This is a genomic window from Cryobacterium sp. TMT4-10 (genome assembly GCF_004403275.1).
In the GTDB taxonomy this organism is placed as follows: Bacteria; Actinomycetota; Actinomycetes; order Actinomycetales; family Microbacteriaceae; genus Cryobacterium; species Cryobacterium shii.
The window spans coordinates 16,670-32,972 of the sequence record NZ_SOGU01000094.1 but is presented as its reverse complement, the minus strand read 5'-3'; the positions used below and the strand labels follow the sequence as shown (position 1 = coordinate 32,972).

The 16,303-nt window shown below is 68.7% G+C and carries 19 protein-coding genes; 9 read left to right on the top strand and 10 right to left on the bottom strand.

The genetic code is table 11. The annotated features are described in order from the left end of the window. Positions 1-3 precede the first annotated feature (3 nt). The 3 genes from E3T42_RS14500 to E3T42_RS14490 are packed head-to-tail and all read right to left on the bottom strand — an operon-like array spanning position 4 to position 1,557. Positions 4-333: a hypothetical protein gene (locus E3T42_RS14500; protein ID WP_134366814.1), complete on the bottom strand. Its 330-nt coding sequence runs from the start codon at positions 331-333 to the stop codon at positions 4-6. Further along, positions 326-982, bottom strand: a complete 657-nt coding sequence (locus E3T42_RS14495) for an Asp23/Gls24 family envelope stress response protein (protein ID WP_174776168.1) — start codon at positions 980-982, stop codon at positions 326-328. The genes E3T42_RS14500 and E3T42_RS14495 overlap by 8 nt, the downstream gene beginning before the upstream one ends. Beyond that, entirely contained in the window at positions 979-1,557 is a 579-nt protein-coding gene (locus E3T42_RS14490; RefSeq protein WP_134366813.1) for an RNA polymerase sigma factor, read from the bottom strand. Before E3T42_RS14490 ends, E3T42_RS14495 begins: the two co-directional genes overlap by 4 nt. 119 nt (positions 1,558-1,676) lie before the next feature. On the opposite strand from E3T42_RS14490, the gene E3T42_RS14485 reads away from it, so the two are divergent. From E3T42_RS14485 to E3T42_RS14475, 3 genes are all read left to right on the top strand, one after another. After that, complete coding sequence (locus E3T42_RS14485; RefSeq protein WP_134366812.1) at positions 1,677-1,880, top strand: hypothetical protein; 204 nt, start codon at positions 1,677-1,679, stop codon at positions 1,878-1,880. Further along, positions 1,877-2,050, top strand: coding sequence for a CsbD family protein (locus tag E3T42_RS14480; RefSeq protein WP_134366811.1), 174 nt, complete (start codon positions 1,877-1,879; stop codon positions 2,048-2,050). The genes E3T42_RS14485 and E3T42_RS14480 overlap by 4 nt, the downstream gene beginning before the upstream one ends. Positions 2,051-2,169: 119 nt before the next feature. After that, positions 2,170-2,751, top strand: coding sequence for a hypothetical protein (locus E3T42_RS14475; RefSeq protein WP_134366810.1), 582 nt, complete (start codon positions 2,170-2,172; stop codon positions 2,749-2,751). 22 nt (positions 2,752-2,773) lie between these two features. On the opposite strand, the gene E3T42_RS14470 is transcribed toward E3T42_RS14475, so the two are convergent. The 5 genes from E3T42_RS14470 to E3T42_RS14450 all read right to left on the bottom strand — a co-directional run bounded on the left by E3T42_RS14470 (position 2,774) and on the right by E3T42_RS14450 (position 9,129). Further along, complete coding sequence (locus E3T42_RS14470; RefSeq protein WP_134366809.1) at positions 2,774-3,748, bottom strand: magnesium transporter CorA family protein; 975 nt, start codon at positions 3,746-3,748, stop codon at positions 2,774-2,776. A gap of 49 nt (positions 3,749-3,797) precedes the next feature. Then, positions 3,798-5,288 carry an alpha-amylase family glycosyl hydrolase gene (locus tag E3T42_RS14465; RefSeq protein ID WP_134366808.1) on the bottom strand — a complete coding sequence of 497 codons (1,491 nt, stop codon included), beginning with the start codon at positions 5,286-5,288 and terminating at the stop codon, positions 3,798-3,800. A 51-nt stretch (positions 5,289-5,339) separates the two neighbouring features. After that, on the bottom strand, positions 5,340-6,611 hold the full coding sequence (locus E3T42_RS14460) for an MFS transporter (RefSeq protein WP_134403223.1): 1,272 nt from the start codon (positions 6,609-6,611) through the stop codon (positions 5,340-5,342). A gap of 58 nt (positions 6,612-6,669) precedes the next feature. Beyond that, the gene (locus E3T42_RS14455) at positions 6,670-8,259 is read right to left on the bottom strand and encodes an APC family permease (protein ID WP_134366806.1); all 1,590 of its coding nucleotides are present in this window, start codon (positions 8,257-8,259) and stop codon (positions 6,670-6,672) included. A gap of 162 nt (positions 8,260-8,421) precedes the next feature. Next, on the bottom strand, positions 8,422-9,129 hold the full coding sequence (locus E3T42_RS14450; RefSeq protein WP_134366805.1) for a TetR/AcrR family transcriptional regulator: 708 nt from the start codon (positions 9,127-9,129) through the stop codon (positions 8,422-8,424). Between the two features lie 268 nt (positions 9,130-9,397). Here E3T42_RS14450 and E3T42_RS14445 point away from each other — a divergent pair, with 268 nt between their 5' ends. Genes E3T42_RS14445 through trxA form a run of 3 tightly spaced genes read left to right on the top strand, consistent with a single transcriptional unit; the run spans position 9,398 to position 11,004 of the window. Next, positions 9,398-10,171 (top strand): sulfite exporter TauE/SafE family protein, encoded by a 774-nt coding sequence (locus tag E3T42_RS14445; RefSeq protein ID WP_134366804.1) that lies wholly within the window; start codon positions 9,398-9,400, stop codon positions 10,169-10,171. A 52-nt stretch (positions 10,172-10,223) separates the two neighbouring features. Next, complete coding sequence (locus tag E3T42_RS14440; protein ID WP_134366803.1) at positions 10,224-10,565, top strand: rhodanese-like domain-containing protein; 342 nt, start codon at positions 10,224-10,226, stop codon at positions 10,563-10,565. Between the two features lie 46 nt (positions 10,566-10,611). After that, positions 10,612-11,004 (top strand): thioredoxin, encoded by a 393-nt coding sequence (trxA, locus tag E3T42_RS14435; protein ID WP_134366802.1) that lies wholly within the window; start codon positions 10,612-10,614, stop codon positions 11,002-11,004. Between the two features lie 143 nt (positions 11,005-11,147). Here the strand turns inward: trxA and E3T42_RS16825 are convergent, their stop codons facing one another. Both E3T42_RS16825 and E3T42_RS14430 read right to left on the bottom strand, forming a co-directional pair. Further along, the gene (locus tag E3T42_RS16825; RefSeq protein ID WP_160141071.1) at positions 11,148-11,309 is read right to left on the bottom strand and encodes a hypothetical protein; all 162 of its coding nucleotides are present in this window, start codon (positions 11,307-11,309) and stop codon (positions 11,148-11,150) included. A 212-nt stretch (positions 11,310-11,521) separates the two neighbouring features. Further along, positions 11,522-11,836 carry a hypothetical protein gene (locus E3T42_RS14430; protein ID WP_134366801.1) on the bottom strand — a complete coding sequence of 105 codons (315 nt, stop codon included), beginning with the start codon at positions 11,834-11,836 and terminating at the stop codon, positions 11,522-11,524. A 156-nt stretch (positions 11,837-11,992) separates the two neighbouring features. On the opposite strand from E3T42_RS14430, the gene E3T42_RS14425 reads away from it, so the two are divergent. The 3 genes from E3T42_RS14425 (at position 11,993) to E3T42_RS14415 (ending at position 16,218) form a co-directional block, all read left to right on the top strand. After that, positions 11,993-12,733, top strand: coding sequence for a TetR/AcrR family transcriptional regulator (locus E3T42_RS14425; protein ID WP_134366800.1), 741 nt, complete (start codon positions 11,993-11,995; stop codon positions 12,731-12,733). A gap of 81 nt (positions 12,734-12,814) precedes the next feature. Continuing rightward, entirely contained in the window at positions 12,815-15,004 is a 2,190-nt protein-coding gene (locus E3T42_RS14420) for a 3-hydroxyacyl-CoA dehydrogenase NAD-binding domain-containing protein (protein ID WP_134366799.1), read from the top strand. A 53-nt stretch (positions 15,005-15,057) separates the two neighbouring features. Further along, complete coding sequence (locus tag E3T42_RS14415) at positions 15,058-16,218, top strand: acyl-CoA dehydrogenase family protein (protein ID WP_134366852.1); 1,161 nt, start codon at positions 15,058-15,060, stop codon at positions 16,216-16,218. Positions 16,219-16,303: the final 85 nt, after the last annotated feature.

The window sequence follows — 16,303 nt, the reverse complement described above, 5'->3', positions numbered from 1 at the left end:
CCGTCAGCCGATTCGGGCCACCGTGACCGTGATCGCGTCCACCGGCCCGGTGCCGGACCGGTCGAGCTGCTCCGCGATGGCGTCGTGTACGCGGCGGCACACGTCGGTGGCGGCGAATGACTCGACGATGCCGATCTTGACCGAAACGCTCAGACCCGACTTTCCCTGAGCGATCTCTACGGAACCAGCCGAGGGTGATCGGCCGGTCACCGCGTCAACCGCCGTGGCGATCACGGCGGCCACGAGTGGGGCGGACGAGTACAGCTCGTCCACGCCGGGGACGGCCCGGATCAGGTCGTCGAGTTGCTCCTCGGAGGGGAGGACGTCACTCATCGGTGCTCGATTCCGTTCGCGGGGCGGCGGCTGCTGCGACTCCGGCGTAGAGGTCGCGGATCGTGATGTCGACCGCGGCAACGGTGAGGTCGGTGTGCTGGCGCAGGGCGGCGTAGACCGCCTGCCGCAGGGCGTCTGCTGTGGCCGGGATATTCTCACCCTCTCGGATCGAGGCATCGACACGCACGGTGATGGGTGTACCCGGCACGGTCACGTCGCCGTCCAGACCGCACCGGCCCACGATGATGTTCGGGAGGCTGTCACCCGCGGCCCGCAGAATGCCGCGCACGGCCCCTTCGGTCACGACCAGGCGTGCGGCCGGCGAGGGGTGCTCGATCGGGATGTCGCGCCCTGCGCGTGCCTCGAGGCTGATGTGCGCCAGGATCGACGACACCCAGCCGTCACCGCCCTCGACTTCGCGCCGCACGTCCTCGTCCAAAAGGGCGCGGTGCGCCTTCCGAAGCCGCTGCATCCCCTTCAGGGCGATCTGGCACTCCGGGGAGCCGTCGATACTCGGGTCGGCGGGCGTGCGGTCCCGATCGAGATATTCGCTCAGCTGTTCAAAGGTGTGACCGTCGTACTGCGCGAGTTCGCGAGCGGTGTCGTCATCAGCGACGGATGTTGCGGAGGGATCATTCGATGAGGTCATCGCCATTCCTCCATCTCGTGAAGCAGTGTTTTGCGTGCTCGGGCCAATAATCCGCGAATCGTCGAGACGGGCAGTTCCAGCTGTTCGGCGATCTCGCCGTAGCTGCACTCTGCCAGTTCCCGGAGCATCCAGCAGCGTCGCTGGTCTTCGGGCAGTGTAGCGAGAACACGTGTGAGTTCTTCCGTCTGTGACTCCGCTTCCACGAGTCTATGCGGGGATTCGTGTTCCGGAGCCGCGGCATCCGTGAGGTCGATGTCCACGTGCCGACGCCGTGCGCGCACCCGGTCGATGCTCTTGCGACTGACGATCCGCATCAGCCAGCTCTTGACGGCGGCGCCGTTCTCGAGGGTGGGAAGCTGCTGCCAGGCCGTGATGAAGGCCTCCTGCACGACGTCGTCCATCTCGTCGTTCGACCCCAGGACCCGGCTGGCATACACCCGCATCAGCGGGCCGTAGCGGCGCACGAGCACCTCGAAGGCCCGCATGTCCCCGTCCGCGGCGCGATCGGCCAGGGTCTGGTCGGGGAAGGACTCGAGGGGAGACGCGAGCGGCGCCCGAGTCGGGGTCGTTGTCATCGTCCCTCCGCCTCCTTCACCGCCGTGTTCAAAAAACTTTTGACAAATACGTGTGACAAATATGGCACAACCCACGTCTTATCACTGACAGCCTCAATCGCAGACCCGAAGGATGCCCGATGTTCCACTCACTCGCCGCCGATGACACCAAACCTGCCGGTGCCGTCCTGCCCACGTTCGATGCGTTGCTCATCGGGCCGGCCGATGACGATGGCGATGATGATGTGGACGCCGGGGAACCGACGGCTGCGAGCATGTTCGTCTGGCGCACCCGCGCCTGGCTGCCACCCACGAGACATCAACCGAAAGGGAACACGCCATGAGCGCATCCGACAAGATCGAGAACGCCGCCGAAGACCTCAAGGGCAAGGCCACCGAGGCCGTCGGCCGGGCCACGAATGACGACTCCAAGATCGCCGAAGGCAAGGCCGAGCAGTCCAAGGCCAGCGTGAAGAAGGCCGGCGAAAACGTCAAGGACGCTTTCAAGCACTGAGCCTTCACCTCCAGACTGGCGCTCGGGTAACCGGGGCGCCGCACGACCGGGGGCCGCGAAACGACAGGGGCGAACCGCGGCCTCCGACCACTCTTCACGCTCCGTGCTAGCGTGCGGGGATGAAGCAGAAAGAGATGTTTCTCCAGGCGGATGCCGCGTTGCGCTCCGTGCTCGACCGGCTCATTCCAACGCAGCTCACGATGCCGGCTCCGTCCGACTGGACACGCAGGCCGGATCCGACCCTGGGCGACATCGTCGCCGAGCACGCTCGTGACGAGGCCTGGGTGCCCGACGTTCTCTCCGGACGCACGATCGACGAGGTCGGCGACACGTACGACGGCGACCTCCTCGGACAGGATCCGATCGCGGCCTACGACCGACTGAACGACCTCGCCACCGGCGCCGTCAACCGTGAACTCGATCCCGACGCGATCGTTCATCTCAGTTACGGCGATTTCACGCTTGCCGAGTACCTGCAGCACGTGAGCATCTACCGTGCGTTCCAGGCGTGGTCGATCGCGCGCTTGATCGGGCTCGACTACTCCCTGCCGGCACCTCTGGTCGAGAACCTCTGGGAGCAGATCGTTCCCCAGGCGGATGCCTGGCGCACCATGGGCGTGTTCGGGCCGGAAATCGACGTGTCGCCGCAGGCCGATCTCGAAACCCGGCTGCTCGGCAAGACCGGCTACTGGGTGCCGTGACGCCGGGGGTGCCGCCAGCCGATCAGATCCAGTCGTTGCGTTTGAACAGCAGGTAGAGCAGCCCCGAGAGGCCGAGGATCAGTGCGCCGGAGGTGTAATACCCGAGCGGCTGGGCGAATCCGGGGTAGGGAACGTTCTGGCCGTAGAACCCGGTGATGGCGGTGGGCACGGCGATGATAGCCGCGTACCCGGTGACCTTCTTGGTGATCACGTTGAGCCGGTTGCCCTGAATGGCGAGATTGGCCTCGAGGATGCTGGTGGCCAGGTCCCGCAGGCTCTCGGTCCACTCCATGGCCCGCAGCACGTGGTCGTACACGTCCTGGAAATAGGGACCCATCTCGTCCTGGAGCAGGTGCAGGTCGCGGCGCAGCAGCGTGTTCACAACCTCGCGCATCGGGAGGATGATCCGCCGCAGCGTCACCAGGCTCTTGCGCAGTTCGAAGGAGCGCCGCTGAACCTGTTCCTGGTCGCTGTTGGGAAGGAACAGAAGGTCTTCGAGATCCTCGATCTCGTCGTCCAGCGCCTCGACCGCCTCGAAATACCCGTCGACGAGGTAGTCCAGCAGGCCGTGAAGGAGGTAGGAGACCCCATTCGTGGCCAGGTCCGGGGTGGAATCCCAGCGGTTCACCACCGCGTCCAGGTCGAATCGGCCGTTCTTGTGCACGGTCACCAGCGCCTGGTCGGTGATGAACGCGGCGATCTCGTTCGTGCTGACCCGGGCCGTGGACTTCTCCAGGCTGATGGAATATGCGGACAGGAACAGGTGGTCCGGGTAACGGTCGAGCTTGGGCCGCTGCCGCAGGTTGAGGGCGTCCTCGACCGCCAGTTCGTGCAGACCGAGCTCGTCGGCCAGGAGGGCCAGGTCGCTTTCGTCGGGGTCGGACAGGTCGACCCAGACGACGCTGGCGGGCAGGGCGAGATGCTCGGACACGTCGACGAGGGGGAAATCCTCGTCGACGAGGATTCCGTCGCGGTAACAGCGGGTTCGGGTGCGCACAGCTCAGTCAAGCGCGAACGCCCGGACTCGGGCCCCGGGCGCGCCGCGATCAGCGAATCACGAGGGTCCAGTCGGCGACGGCCGCCAGGGTGTCGAGCACCTGCGTGTGCCCGGCATCCGTCAGGACGATGCTCACGGTCGGCGCGCCCACCGTGGTGGTCACGGCGAGTCGCGCGGTGGCGTCGTCGTGCGACCAGCGGAGCTCGAGGGCGTCGTCGCCGGTGACGCCCCAGGAGAAGTCACCGTCGAACGCGGGGTGGGTCGACCGCAGCCGGGCGAGGCCGAGCTGCGCCCGGGTGATGTCGGTCGTCAGGGCCTGCTCGATCTCCCCGGCCGTGTAGACGTGGCGGTTCACGTCCCGCCCGTTGCCGGTGCGGGCGAACAGTGCGGAGTCGTCGAGCCCGCCGAGGAGGCCGACGTAGTAGACCTGCGGGCGACCGGGCAGGAAATGCTGCACGGCGCGGGCCAGGAAGTAGGGCAGGTCCTCGCCGCCGAGCACGCTGAAGAACGTCGCGTTGATCTGGTGCGGCAGGGTGAACCACTCGGGCACCACGGATGCGATCGTGGAGTGGCCGGCCGTGGCCGTGTGCGCCCGCGCGAAGATGTCCACCATGTCGTCGTGGGTCAGCAGGCCGGGCTTCGTTCCGATCGGACCCGCGTCGATGATGCCGATGCCGTCGTGGGTGTCGAGCACGGTGATCGCGTTCTCCGGCCGGATCTCGAACCAGCGGGCGAGCCGGTCCACCGTTCCGGTGCCCAGCGAGTGCAGGAGCAGCGGCGCGAGCGCGAAGTCGTAGACGCGGTCCACGATCGGGGCGATCGCGAGCTGCTGGCTGTAATGCGCGTGCACCTCGACCAGCACCTCCAGCTTCTCCTCGTGCGCCATCTCCACGACCGTGCGGGCGAACGCGAGGGTCTGCTCCGTCATGAAACTGTCGGTGCCCGGCGTCTTGACGGCGTACCCGACGGCATCCAGGCGCACGGTCGTGACCCCGCCGCCGGCCAGCGTCTTCAGCACCCGGGCCAGGTAGGCGAGGGCCGCGGGGTGGTGCACGTCCAGGTCGACCTGGGTGGGCATGAAGGTCGTCCAGACCAGGTGGCGACTGCCGTCGGCGCCCTGGTAGGCCGAGAAAGGGAGGCCGGGCCGCGGCCGGTAGAACGCGGTGATGTCCTTCTCGGTGCCCCCGTGCGGGAAGACGGTGTCGAAGGTGAGGAACATGCCCTCGTAGGCGGAGGCGGTGCCGCGGGCGAGCCAATCGACGAATTCGACCGAGGAGGAGGAGACGTGGTTGACGATCAGGTCCGCTGTCAGACCGCGCGTGCCGGCCAGGCTGCGCATGTCGTCCCAGGTGCCCAGGCGCGGGTCCACCGCGGCATGGTCGATCGGGTCGAAGCCGGCATCCGCTCCGTCGAAGGGAACATAGAACGGCAGCACGTGCACGCTCCCGAAGGCCCGCAGCGGCCCGTCGAGCAGTGCCCGCAGATCGTGGATGGTGCCACCCAGACGGTCGGCGTAGACGAGCAACTCGACATTGGTCATGGTGCACTCCCTGTTCGTTCCGGCACCGCACGAGCAGTGACGATTCAGAAGTTACGACACCCGCTCGGCCAGTGCAATTCCGGCGCGACCGCGGGGGAGCAGAGCCAGCGTGAGGGCTCCGGCCAGGGCGGCGAGGCCGGCCACCATGCCCGCGGTGCCCAGCCAGCCGAAGCTGACGAAGAAAACCCCGCCCAGCCAGCCGAACAGGCTCGAGCCGGCGTAGTACGAGAAGTTGTAGAGCGACGAGGCCTGCGCGCGCCCGGTGGTGGCATCGCTTCCGGTCCAGCCGGAGGCGATCGCGTGCGCGGCGAAGAACCCCGCGGTGGCCACGACCAGGCCGATCAGCACCGGCAGGACCGCGGTCGTCAGGGTCAGGAGCACCCCGGTGACCATGACCGCGATCGAGACGAGGAGAACGGCGCGGCGACCGAACCGGGATGCGAGGATGCCGGCCTGGGCCGAGGACCACGTGCCGGCGAGATAGGCGATGAAGACGAGGCTGATCAGGGTCTGCGGCAGGTTGAACGGCGGTGCTGCGAGCCGGAAGCCGAGGTAGTTGTAGAGGGCGACGAAGCCGCCCATCAGGAGGAACCCCTGGGCGTACAAGGCCAGCTGCCGCGGTGAGCGGAGGTTGACGGCGAGCAGGCGATGGAGGCTCTCCGCGGGGTTTCGCGCACGCGCCCGTCGCGGAACGAAGCCCCGCGGTTTCGGGGCGAGGGCCACGAACAGTGCAGCCGCGACCGCGCAGAGGACTGCCACGGAGAAGACCCCGATGCGCCAGTTCGACAGCTCGGCGACGGGTCCAGCCACGAGCCGGCCGAGCAGACCGCCGATGGTGGTGCCTGCGACATAGGTGCCGGCCGCGCGCGCGGCGTGGCCGGGCGTGATCTCTTCGCTGAGATAGGCGATGGCGATGGCGGGAACGCCCCCGATCATCAGGCCCTCCAGCAGTCGCCCGGTCAGGAGCAGCGGGAAGGTGGGCGCGAACGGCACCACGAGCCCGAACACGGTGGCCGCCGTGACGGCGACGGTCATCGCCCGCACGCGACCGATGTGGTCGGCGACCGCCGACCACGGGATGACGCCGATCGCCAGGCCCACCGTGGAGGCGGAGACCACGAGGGCGGCGGTCGCCGCGCCGACGTGCAGGTCCGCTGCGATCTGGGGCAGCGTCGCCTGGGGCGAATAGAGCTGGGCGAAGGTCGCGATGCCGGCGAAGAACAGGCCGGCCAGGAGCCGGCGGTAGTCGCGGCTGCCGCGGGAGTGCCCCGTCCAGGCGCGGGGCAGCCCGGATGCCGGGGGAGCGGAGCGGGGTGCGGTCATTGCTGCACCCACGCTACGCCAGAGCGCGCTCCACCCCCGCCGTGAGGCCGGCCGGCCCCTACTCGGGCACGACCAGTGCGGGAGTGTCCTGGCGCAGGGTCTCACCGCGGAAGAAGCTCGGCTGGCGCCAGTAGGTCAGGCCCATCACGGCGACGCCCAGGAGCAGCAGTCCGACGCCGATCACGAAGACCAGCCCGATCCCGAAGACCTCGGAACCGCTTCCGAAGTCGGGGCTCCAGCTGCTCACCGCGGTCTGAACGAAGACGATGCTGAGCATCAGGCCCCCGAGTCCCGGGACGAGCAGGCGCATGAAGAAATTTCGGATGCTGCTGAACAGGCTCTGCCGGAAGTACCAGACGCAGGCGAAGGAGGTGAGCGCGTAGTAGAAGCAGATCATCAGGCCCAGGGACATGATGGTGTCGTTGAGAACGTTGACGCTGATGATCGTCATGACCGCGTAGAACCCGCCCGCGATGGCGCCGGCGGCGATCGTGGCGTAGCCGGGGGAGCCGAACCGCTTGCTGATGCTGGCGAACTTCGGCGGGAGCGCGTTGTAGTGGGCCATCGCCAGCAGTGTCCGTGCCGGCGATGTCATCGTGGACTGCAGCGAGGAGGCGGAGCTGGCCAGCACGGCCAGGGACATCAGAACGGCGAGCGGCCCCATGATCGGCGACGCGATGGCCGCGAAGATGTTGCCCTGGTTGTCCGGGTTGCTGAGCCCGATGCCGTCGACACCGATGCCGGACACCATCATGGTCGCCACGATCAGAGCGAGGTAGAGCCCGAGCACGACGAGCGCGGTCAGGGTTCCCGCCTTGCCGGCCGTCTTCTGGCCGCCCTTGGTCTCCTCGTTCATGGTGAGGCAGACATCCCAGCCCCAGTAGACGAAGATCGCCAGCGAGATTCCGGCGGCGAACTGGCTGAAGCTCTGCACCTGGGTGGGATCGAACCACTCCCAGCTGAAGGGGATGGCCGTGGTCGAGGCGGCGGCGCCGGCGCCGATCAGGGCCGAGACGGTGAAGATGCCGAGCACGACCAGCTGGAACCCGACCAGGCCGTACTGCACGAGCTTCGTGGCGTGCAGGCCGCGGTAGCTGACCCAGACGGCGAGGGCGACGAAGGCCAGGCAGGTGATGATGTTCACCGCGGTGTTGTCGGCGAGGTCGGCGAGGGCGGGATTGCCGGAGACCTCGCCGAGGAAGACGTAGAAGAAGCTGACGGCGACGCCGGCCAGGCTGGAGAGCACGATGATGTTGGCGGCGAGCATGCCCCAACCGCCCATCCAGCCGACGAACGGTCCGAACGCCTTGGTGGTCCAGGTGAACGACGTTCCGCTGTCCGGGGAGTCGGCGTTGAGCTCACGGTAGGCCAGTGCCACCAGGATCATCGGGATGAAGGCGACGATGAAGATCGCCGGAACCTGGAATCCGACCTCGCTCACGGTCGCACCGAGCGAGCTGGTCAGGCTGTAGGCGGGGGCGACCGAGGAGACGCCCATCACGACGACGGCCAGCAGGCCCAGCTGCCCGCCCTTGAGTCCCTTGCCCGTGATGCCGTGGCGGGTGCCCGCCGCGTCGTGGATCTGAGCGCTGTGCGCGTGAGCGGGGGTGCCCGGAGCCGGTGCGGCCCTGGTGGAAACTTCGGTCATGATGACTCTTTCGGGAAGCAGGGCGCGCGCGTCAGCTCTGACGAGGCGTCGTGGGGAGGGGGTTTGTGACTCAAAATGAATTGAGTTCGTTTAGTTTGGGTGTGGACCTGCGAGATTGCAAGCGAATGAAGAAAACTGCCTGCAGATCGTTGCCGAGGCGGATCAGTCGGCCGAGGCCTTTTGCCGGGTCGAGTCCAGTTGGGCCAGGAGGGCGTCCAGGCCGAACCGGAACGCGACGTCGGCCGGCTCGCCGGTGTCCCGGTCCTGGGCGGCGACCGCGGCGGTGAAGGTCGGGCTGGTGCCGGACAGGTCCGCGGTGTCGAAGATGTCGGCGGGGGCCGTGGCGTCCAGGGCGGAGCCGAAGATGAACGACTCCAGGGCAACGATGCCCGGCACGATCAGGGCTGCCGGTACCCCGGCTGCGGCCAGGCCGACGGCGACTTTCTCGTACATCTTCAGGGTCTCGGGGGCGCCGGCGACGGGCAGCACGGCGACGATGGGAATCAGGGGAACGTGGCCGGCGAAGACGTCACGGTAGGACCAGGCCCAGCGGCGCACCGCGGCGTCCCACGGCTCCGCGGTGAACCCGCTGACGTCCACTTGGGTCATCACGTGGTCCTGTAACCATCGCAGTACCTCCTGCTTGGAGGTGACGTGGTTGTAGAGGGCCGACGGGGCTACGCTCAGGCGCCGGGCCAGGCTCGACATCGTGAAGGCGCCGTAACCCTCGACTCCGATCACGGTCAGCGCCGCCTCGGTGATGAGCTTCCGGGACAAAACGTTTTCGTGCGGTCGTCCGGCTCGGCGCTGACGGCCCGCGGACTCCTGCCCGGTGGCGGCCGATGGTGCGGCGGGCGATCCGTCTGCCATGGTGGGGGCTCATTTCCGGGTGGGGGAGACTGGCCTGAGATCGGCGGCCAGCAGCGGGATACACGCTACGCCACCGGGCTTCTTGCATACCCCCAGGGGTATGTGCGAGACTGGGGCGATCCACCGCATCCGTTGCGGTCGGCTGACTCCGGAGGATACCCATGATCGTGAAGCAGTACTACATCGGGTGTCTCTCGCGCGGCGGCCGACGCTCCAGCGTGGCCCCGAACGCCTGGGCCGCACTGCGCGTGCCGGCGCACGCCTGATCATGGGGGTACTTCTCCTCGCCCTGCCGCTCGGACTGCTGGTCGGCGGCCTGCTCGGGCTCGTCGGGGCCGGCGGCTCGATCATCGCCGTCCCCGCCCTCGTCTACGCGCTGGGGCTCAGCCCCGCCGAGGCCATCCCCTCCTCGCTGATCGTCGTGGGCCTGGCCGCGCTGGTCGGGGTGCTGCCGCGCATCCGTCAGGGCGTCGACTGGAGCACGGCGACGATCGTCGCGCTCGCCGGCATCCCGGCCGCCTGGCTGGGTGCGGCCGTCAACCGGATGCTCGACCCGAACCTGCTCATGCTCGTGTTCGCCGCCCTGATGGTGATCGCCGGCATCCGGATGATCCCGAAGCGGGGCCAGGCGGCCGTTGTGAGCCCCGAGCGCCGCAACCTGCGCACCCACGTGCCCCGGGCCCTGCTGGTGGGGGCGCTGGTGGGGTTCCTGACCGGCCTGCTCGGCATCGGCGGCGGTTTCATCATCGTGCCGGCGCTGACCCTCGTGCTCGGCCTGGGCATCGGAGTCGCCGTGGGCACGTCCCTCGTGATCATCGTGATCAACTCGGCCGCGGGACTGGCCGCGTACGCCAGCACGCTGGCGCTGGACTGGCCCCTCGTGCTGACCTTCGCGGGAGCCGCCATCGCGGGCTCGCTGGTCGCCGCCCGATTCGCCACCCGGCTCTCCGAACGCAAGGTCAAAGCCACCTTCGCCGGCGTCGTGCTGGTCGTCGCCGCCGGGGTGAGCGTGGCCAGCGTCTACGCCCTGGTCACCGGCTGAGCTCCGCACCTGCACCCGCACCCGTTTCTTCATCACCGAAAGGACCCGTTCCATGGGAATGCTCGACTCACTCAAGGCCATCTTCACCAAGCCCTACAAGACCATCGGGGTGGCAGAAGCCAAACAGCTGATGGCCTCGGGGGCGACCCTGGTCGATGTGCGCAGCCAGGACGAATGGCGCAGCGGACATTCGCCGCAGGCCAAGCACGTGCCGCTGGACCGACTGCAGACCAGCACGGCCGGCATCCCCAAACACCGCCCCGTCGTGGCGATCTGCCGGTCCGGCGCGCGCTCCGCCTCCGCCGCCCGGCTGCTGGCCGAGAAGGGGTATGTGTCGTATTCGGTGCGCGGCGGCATGGGCGCCTGGCGCCAGGCCGGCGAACAGGTGCGCTGACCGGCGCGACTGACCCGTTTCACCTCACGAGAAAGAAGGAAGCCGAATGGCCACACTCACTCTGACCGACGCCACGTTCAACCAGACCGTGGCCGACAACGACATCGTCCTGGTGGACTTCTGGGCGGCCTGGTGCGGACCGTGCCGGTCCTTCGCGCCGACCTTCGAGGCCGGCTCGGAGCAGCATCCGGATGTTGCCTTCGGCAAGGTCGACACCGAGGCCCAGCAGCAGCTCGCCCGCACATACTCGATCTCGTCGATCCCGACCCTGATGGCGTTCAAGGAGCAGATGCCGGTCTTCTCCCAGGCGGGAGCGCTGAACCCGACCCAGCTCGAGACGCTGGTGCAGGCGCTGAAGACCCTCGATATGGACGTCGTGCGTGCCCGGCTCGCCGCGCAGGCGGCCGCGCCACCCGCTTCGCAACCGACCGCCCCGTAGCCCCTAACCAATTCGACGGAGATTCTCGCTTAAAACCTGTGTTCCTGAGCGTTTGAGGCCGTTTCGGGCAAAATCTCCGTCGAATTCGTTCACGCCGGAGACGTGGTCGGGGACATGGTCGGTGCAGACGGGGCTGCGGGCTTCTAGCGGGCGTCGTGGGCGCCGAGGTTCGTGGAGTGCTTCTCGGTGCCGCATTCCTCGCACTGGAACCAGATTTCCTCATCCGCCAGCGTCTCGCCGGCTGGAGCGCGCGTGCGCATCCGCCCGTGGCATGCCTTCTTCACGCAGGGGGGACTGAACTCCATGCCGACCTTCTTCTTTTGGACTGCGTCACAGTGCTGGGGGGGAGCGCTCTCAGGCGAGAAGAAACGTGAGAGTCAGCGCACCGGATGTCCTGTCCAACCCCTCCGGGTCCGTGAATGGCGACGAGGGTGCATGACAGGCTGCCCGAAACGTTACCCCGGATTCGCGCCCGAGACCAGAGTGGGTTTCCGGGGAGTGCGCTCCAGCCGGCGGCTCACCTGCTGAACAGGAGGGGAAGTGTGTTCGTGAGAACGCCGAAGGCCAGCACCGTCGCCCCGATCACGGCCGGGATGAGGCCGGAGGACGCGCCCAGGCGCCGCGCCCGGAAGCCGAACCACATCGCCGGGACGGTCGGCGCGATCAGGACCAGCACGGCGGGAATACCGGCCAGCAGCAGGACTCCGATCGGGATCGGCGATTCCGTGCCGCTGTCGTAGCCCTGGAGGCTGAGCAGGGCGTCGCCGAGGATCATGGCCGCGACGAAGGAGACCGGCAGCACCGCCACGCAGATCCACGCGTAACGAACCATGCGACGGCCCTCGACCGGCGCGCGGTGGGCCGGAGGGTGGACGCCTCGATCAGATATGGACATGCTGCTCCCGTCGTCCGTCCCAGAATGCCCGGAAGGCGCCGCCCGGTCTAGGCTCCGCGGAACCCGGGAGTTCCGTGCTAATTTCGCCAGACTATGTCCGTACTTCCCGAGGGATCCTCCCCTCCTGCCGACGCGTCCCGGCAGCACCGACCGCTCTCCCGGGTGGCTGTCGCCGATATCGCCGTGCGCCTGTTCCTCGAGCAGGGCTATGAGGCGACGAGCACCGTGGACATCGCCGAGGCGGCGGGGGTCTCCCGCAGCACCTTCTTCCGGCAGTTCCGCTCGAAAGACGATGTGATCTTCGCCGACCACGATGAACTGATCGCGCTGATCGGCGCCTACTTCACGGCCCCGCACGACGATCCCTGGCGTGCCGTCACCGAGGCCGCCACCATGGTCTTCAAGCGGTTCCGCGAACGCCTGGAGATCGTGCGCATCCGGGACCAGGTGGTGCGGCAGACCCCCGTGCTGCGAGACCGGGAAACCATCATGGCGATCCGGTACGAACGCATTTTCGCCAGCTATCTCCGCGCCGCAGTCCCCGATGTTCCGGCCCTGACGACGATTCGATTCGCGGCCGCAGTGACGGCCACGCACAACTACGTTCTGCGCCGGCTGATCCGCGGCGCCGAGCAGGTCGGGACCGACGCGCTGGATGCCGAGCTGGCGGAAGTCAGTCGTCTGTTCCACCCGGATGGGGTCGCGAACGGCCGTGGCAAAACGCAGACGGATGCCGTGATCGTCGCCGTTTTCCCGGCGGCCACACCGCCGGGCGCGGTGGCCCGCGCCATCGAGGCGCAGCTCCGTTCCGCCTCCGTAGCGCCCTCGGCGTGAGACTGAGTATCACTTGACCTGAGACTGAGTCTCAGGTACAACTTGTACTTACGCATTTCATGACCGGCGCAAGGGGGCACCGTGCACAATGGGCTGAGCACACAAGTCGACGTCAGCAACCGAACCGTCGGTGGCCGCCGATTCGCCCTGGTGGCCTTCAGCCCTCCTCCCGGCGCACTCCTCTCCTGGACCTGGGACGCGCTCACGGCCCTGCGCGACGCGGTGGACTCGCTCGACGCCGGCCAGGTGGACGCCGTCGCCTTCACCGGCGAGGGGGCCATCTTCGGGGCCGGCGCCGATCTCGGCCCGTTCCGGTTCGCCACCTCCCGGTCAGACGGCGAACGCATCGCCCGCGAGGGCTACTCGGTGCTGGACCGGATCAGCCGGCTCGGCCTGCCGACCTTCGCCTTCATCAACGGCACGGCCCTGGGCGGCGCCCTCGAACTCGCACTCCGCGCCGACTACCGCACCGTGGCCCGCTCCGCCCGTAGCATCGGCCTGCCCGAGGTGCGGCTGGGGCTGGTGCCCGGCTGGGGCGGCCTCTCCTCGCTGAGCGAGCTGATCGGGGTCGCGGATGCCGCCGACATCGCGGTCACCCGGTCGCTGTCCGGGCGACACCTCGCCGCCGGAGAGGCCCTGCGGCGAGGCCTGGTCGATGTGGTCCTGGGCGACGAGGACTTCGTCACGGATTCCCTCGCCTGGGCGGCGGAGGTGCTGGCCGGAACGGAGACCCCCGCCCCGACGGCGGCCGCGACCGCCGCGGCATCCGTGGCACGGCCCGGATCGCGCCCCGCCTCGTGGGACCCGGCCGACGTGCGCGCCGCCGTGGCCAGGCGGATCCCCGGGGCCATCCCGGCCGTCGACGCCGCACTCACCCTTCTGACCACCTGGCAGGCCGGCACCCGAACGGCCGCCGAGACCCGCGGGTCCGCCGCCGGCACCGCCGGTACAGCCCACGCCGGACCCTCCACCCGCACGGAGCAGCGGCTCGCCGGCGGCGGCGACCCGGTCGCGGCCGAGACCATCGCCGCGTTCGGCACGCTGCTCTACAGCGACGAGTGCCGGGCCAGCATCTACGCCTTCTATGCCCTGCAGGCCGCCCGTAAGCGCAGCCGCCACGGCGGGTCCGGTGAGTCGGCCGCCGCGGTCGGCGTGGTCGGCGGCGGGCGCATGGCCACCCAGCTCGCGCTCGTCTTCGCCGAGCGCCTCGACGTCCCCGTGCTGATCACCGACCTCACGCCCGACCGGGTCAGCCAGGCCATCGACTGCATCGCCGACCAGCTCGAACGGGCCGTCGCCCGGGGCACGATGACGGATGCGCAGAGCGCCCGCGTCTCCGCCCTGATCAGCGGCACGACCGACGTGGCCGACCTGTCCGGCTGCGACATCGTGATCGAGGCGGTCTTCGAAGACCTGACCGTCAAACGGGACGTCTGGGCCTCGATCGAGGCGGTCGTGAAACCGGGCGCTTTACTGCTCACCAACACCTCCTCGCTCTCGATCGCCGACCAGGGCGCACACCTGCTCCACCCGGAACGCCTGGTCGGGTTCCACTTCTTCAACCCGGTCGCCGTGCTGCCCCTGGTGGAGATCGTGCGGGCGCCCGACACCAGCCAGGAGACCGTCGAGGCGGCCTTCACCCTCGCCGGCCGCTTGGGCAAGACGGCCGTGCTCGTGGCCGACTCGTCCGGGTTCGTCGTCAACCGCCTGATCACCCGCTGGTTCAGCGACGCGCTCGCCCTGATCGATGCCGGTGCGGACGCGCAACTCGTGGACACCGCCCTCGTCGGCGACGGCTTCCCGATGACGCCGCTCGCCCTCATCCGTCACATCGGCCCGGCCGTGCAGCTGCACATTCTCGACACCATGGAGCAGGGCTTCGCCGACCGGTTCACGGTCAGCCCGAGCCTGCGCCGGATCGTGCAGCTCTCGCTGCCCAGCTACGTCGGCCCCGACGGCGTGCTCACGCCGGCGGCCGCCGCGGCCGTCGCGGAGATCCTGCCGCCCGTCGACGCACGTCCGGTCGTGCCCGGCAGCCAGGCGGACGTGCGCCGGCACCTGCTGCACGGCCTCGCCGACGAAGCCGGGCGGATGCTCGCCGAGGGCACCGTGCAGACGGCCGCGGACATCGACGCCTGCATGATCCTCGGGGCCAACTACCCGCACCACACCGGCGGGCTGACCCCGCTGCTCGACCGGTCGGGGGCCTCGATGTCCGCGCACGGCGTCCTCTTCCACCCGGCCGGGGTGGCCACCGTGGCCACCCGCTGAACCCCTCGCCTGTCCTCCACGAAAGGGAAACCGTGCCCGACTACGACGTCTCCATGCCCCTCGACACCGACTACTACGGTGTGTTCGCCGACGTGCCCGCCGCCGACCGGGCCTTCTGGGACCGCGCCCGCACGTTCGCCACGGAGACGCTGGACGAACTGACCGAGGCCTGGGACAAGGCCGAATACCCGATCCACCTAGCCCGCCGGCTCGGCGAACTCGACCTGCTCACCGACGGGGTCGAGGGCCCGGGCCTGACCGAGATGTCGCCGCTCGCCGCCGGCCTCGTCAACATGGAGATCTCCCGCGGCGACGGCTCGATGGGCACGGTGGTCGCGGTCCAGGGCGGACTGGCCTTGCGCAGCATCGCCCTGTTCGGCAGCGATGCGCAGAAGGAACAGTGGCTGGTGCCGCTCGCCCGAGCCGAGAAACTCGGGGCCTTCGCCCTGACCGAGCCGGACCACGGCTCCGACTCGGTGGGCCTGGAGACCACGGCGCACCGCGACGGCGACGAGTGGGTCATCAACGGAGAGAAGAAGTGGATCGGCAACGGCTCGGTCGGCGACGTGACCGTCGTCTGGGCCAGGGACGACGACGGTAACGTGCGCGGTTTCCTGGTCGAGCAGGACACCCCCGGCTATCGCGCGGAGGCGATCACCGGAAAGGGATCGCTGCGCGCCATCCATCAGGCCCGGATCTGGTTCGACGACGTGCGGGTGCCGCTCGACGCCGTCCTGCCCGGTTCCCGCACGTTCAAGGATGCCTCCGCGGTGCTGTTCGCGACACGGCTGGGGGTGGCGTGGTCCGCTCTCGGCCACGCGACCGCCGTCTTCGAGGCGGCCCTGAACTACTCGACCCAGCGCATCCAGTTCGGCAAGCCGCTCGCCGGCTTCCAACTGGTGCAGGAGCGCCTGACCATCATGCTGTCCCAGCTCACGTCGATGCAGCTGCACTGCCTGCGCCTCGCCGAACTCGACGCCGCCGGCACGCTGCGGCCGATCCAGGCGTCGCTGGCGAAGTACCACAACACCCGCGCCGCGCGGGAGATCGCGGCCATCGCCCGCGACATGCTCGGCGGCAACGGCATCCTGCTGGAGAACCACGTCATCCGGCACCTGGCCGACATCGAGTCCATTCACACCTATGAGGGCACCGAAAGCGTGCAGTCCCTCCTGATCGGGCGCGACCTCACCGGGATCAGCGCCTTCCGCTGATTCACCGCGCTTCACCGCGCTTCACCGCACTTCGCTCGGCGATTTGCTCTGCCGATTTCGCTCTGCCGGCACGAATCTCTCGCAC

Excerpts from the sequence above, each read along its gene's own strand:
- E3T42_RS14500 (WP_134366814.1), bottom strand. The coding sequence starts at position 333 with ATGAGTGACGTCCTCCCCTCCGAGGAGCAACTCGACGACCTGATCCGG.
- E3T42_RS14495 (WP_174776168.1), bottom strand. The coding sequence starts at position 982 with ATGACCTCATCGAATGATCCCTCCGCAACATCCGTCGCTGATGACGAC.
- E3T42_RS14490 (WP_134366813.1), bottom strand. The coding sequence starts at position 1,557 with ATGACAACGACCCCGACTCGGGCGCCGCTCGCGTCTCCCCTCGAGTCC.
- E3T42_RS14485 (WP_134366812.1), top strand. The coding sequence starts at position 1,677 with ATGTTCCACTCACTCGCCGCCGATGACACCAAACCTGCCGGTGCCGTC.
- E3T42_RS14480 (WP_134366811.1), top strand. The coding sequence starts at position 1,877 with ATGAGCGCATCCGACAAGATCGAGAACGCCGCCGAAGACCTCAAGGGC.
- E3T42_RS14475 (WP_134366810.1), top strand. The coding sequence starts at position 2,170 with ATGAAGCAGAAAGAGATGTTTCTCCAGGCGGATGCCGCGTTGCGCTCC.
- E3T42_RS14465 (WP_134366808.1), bottom strand. The coding sequence starts at position 5,288 with ATGACCAATGTCGAGTTGCTCGTCTACGCCGACCGTCTGGGTGGCACC.
- E3T42_RS14460 (WP_134403223.1), bottom strand. The coding sequence starts at position 6,611 with ATGACCGCACCCCGCTCCGCTCCCCCGGCATCCGGGCTGCCCCGCGCC.
- E3T42_RS14455 (WP_134366806.1), bottom strand. The coding sequence starts at position 8,259 with ATGACCGAAGTTTCCACCAGGGCCGCACCGGCTCCGGGCACCCCCGCT.
- E3T42_RS14450 (WP_134366805.1), bottom strand. The coding sequence starts at position 9,129 with ATGGCAGACGGATCGCCCGCCGCACCATCGGCCGCCACCGGGCAGGAG.
- E3T42_RS14445 (WP_134366804.1), top strand. The coding sequence starts at position 9,398 with ATGGGGGTACTTCTCCTCGCCCTGCCGCTCGGACTGCTGGTCGGCGGC.
- E3T42_RS14440 (WP_134366803.1), top strand. The coding sequence starts at position 10,224 with ATGGGAATGCTCGACTCACTCAAGGCCATCTTCACCAAGCCCTACAAG.
- trxA (WP_134366802.1), top strand. The coding sequence starts at position 10,612 with ATGGCCACACTCACTCTGACCGACGCCACGTTCAACCAGACCGTGGCC.
- E3T42_RS16825 (WP_160141071.1), bottom strand. The coding sequence starts at position 11,309 with ATGGAGTTCAGTCCCCCCTGCGTGAAGAAGGCATGCCACGGGCGGATG.
- E3T42_RS14430 (WP_134366801.1), bottom strand. The coding sequence starts at position 11,836 with ATGGTTCGTTACGCGTGGATCTGCGTGGCGGTGCTGCCGGTCTCCTTC.
- E3T42_RS14425 (WP_134366800.1), top strand. The coding sequence starts at position 11,993 with ATGTCCGTACTTCCCGAGGGATCCTCCCCTCCTGCCGACGCGTCCCGG.
- E3T42_RS14415 (WP_134366852.1), top strand. The coding sequence starts at position 15,058 with ATGCCCCTCGACACCGACTACTACGGTGTGTTCGCCGACGTGCCCGCC.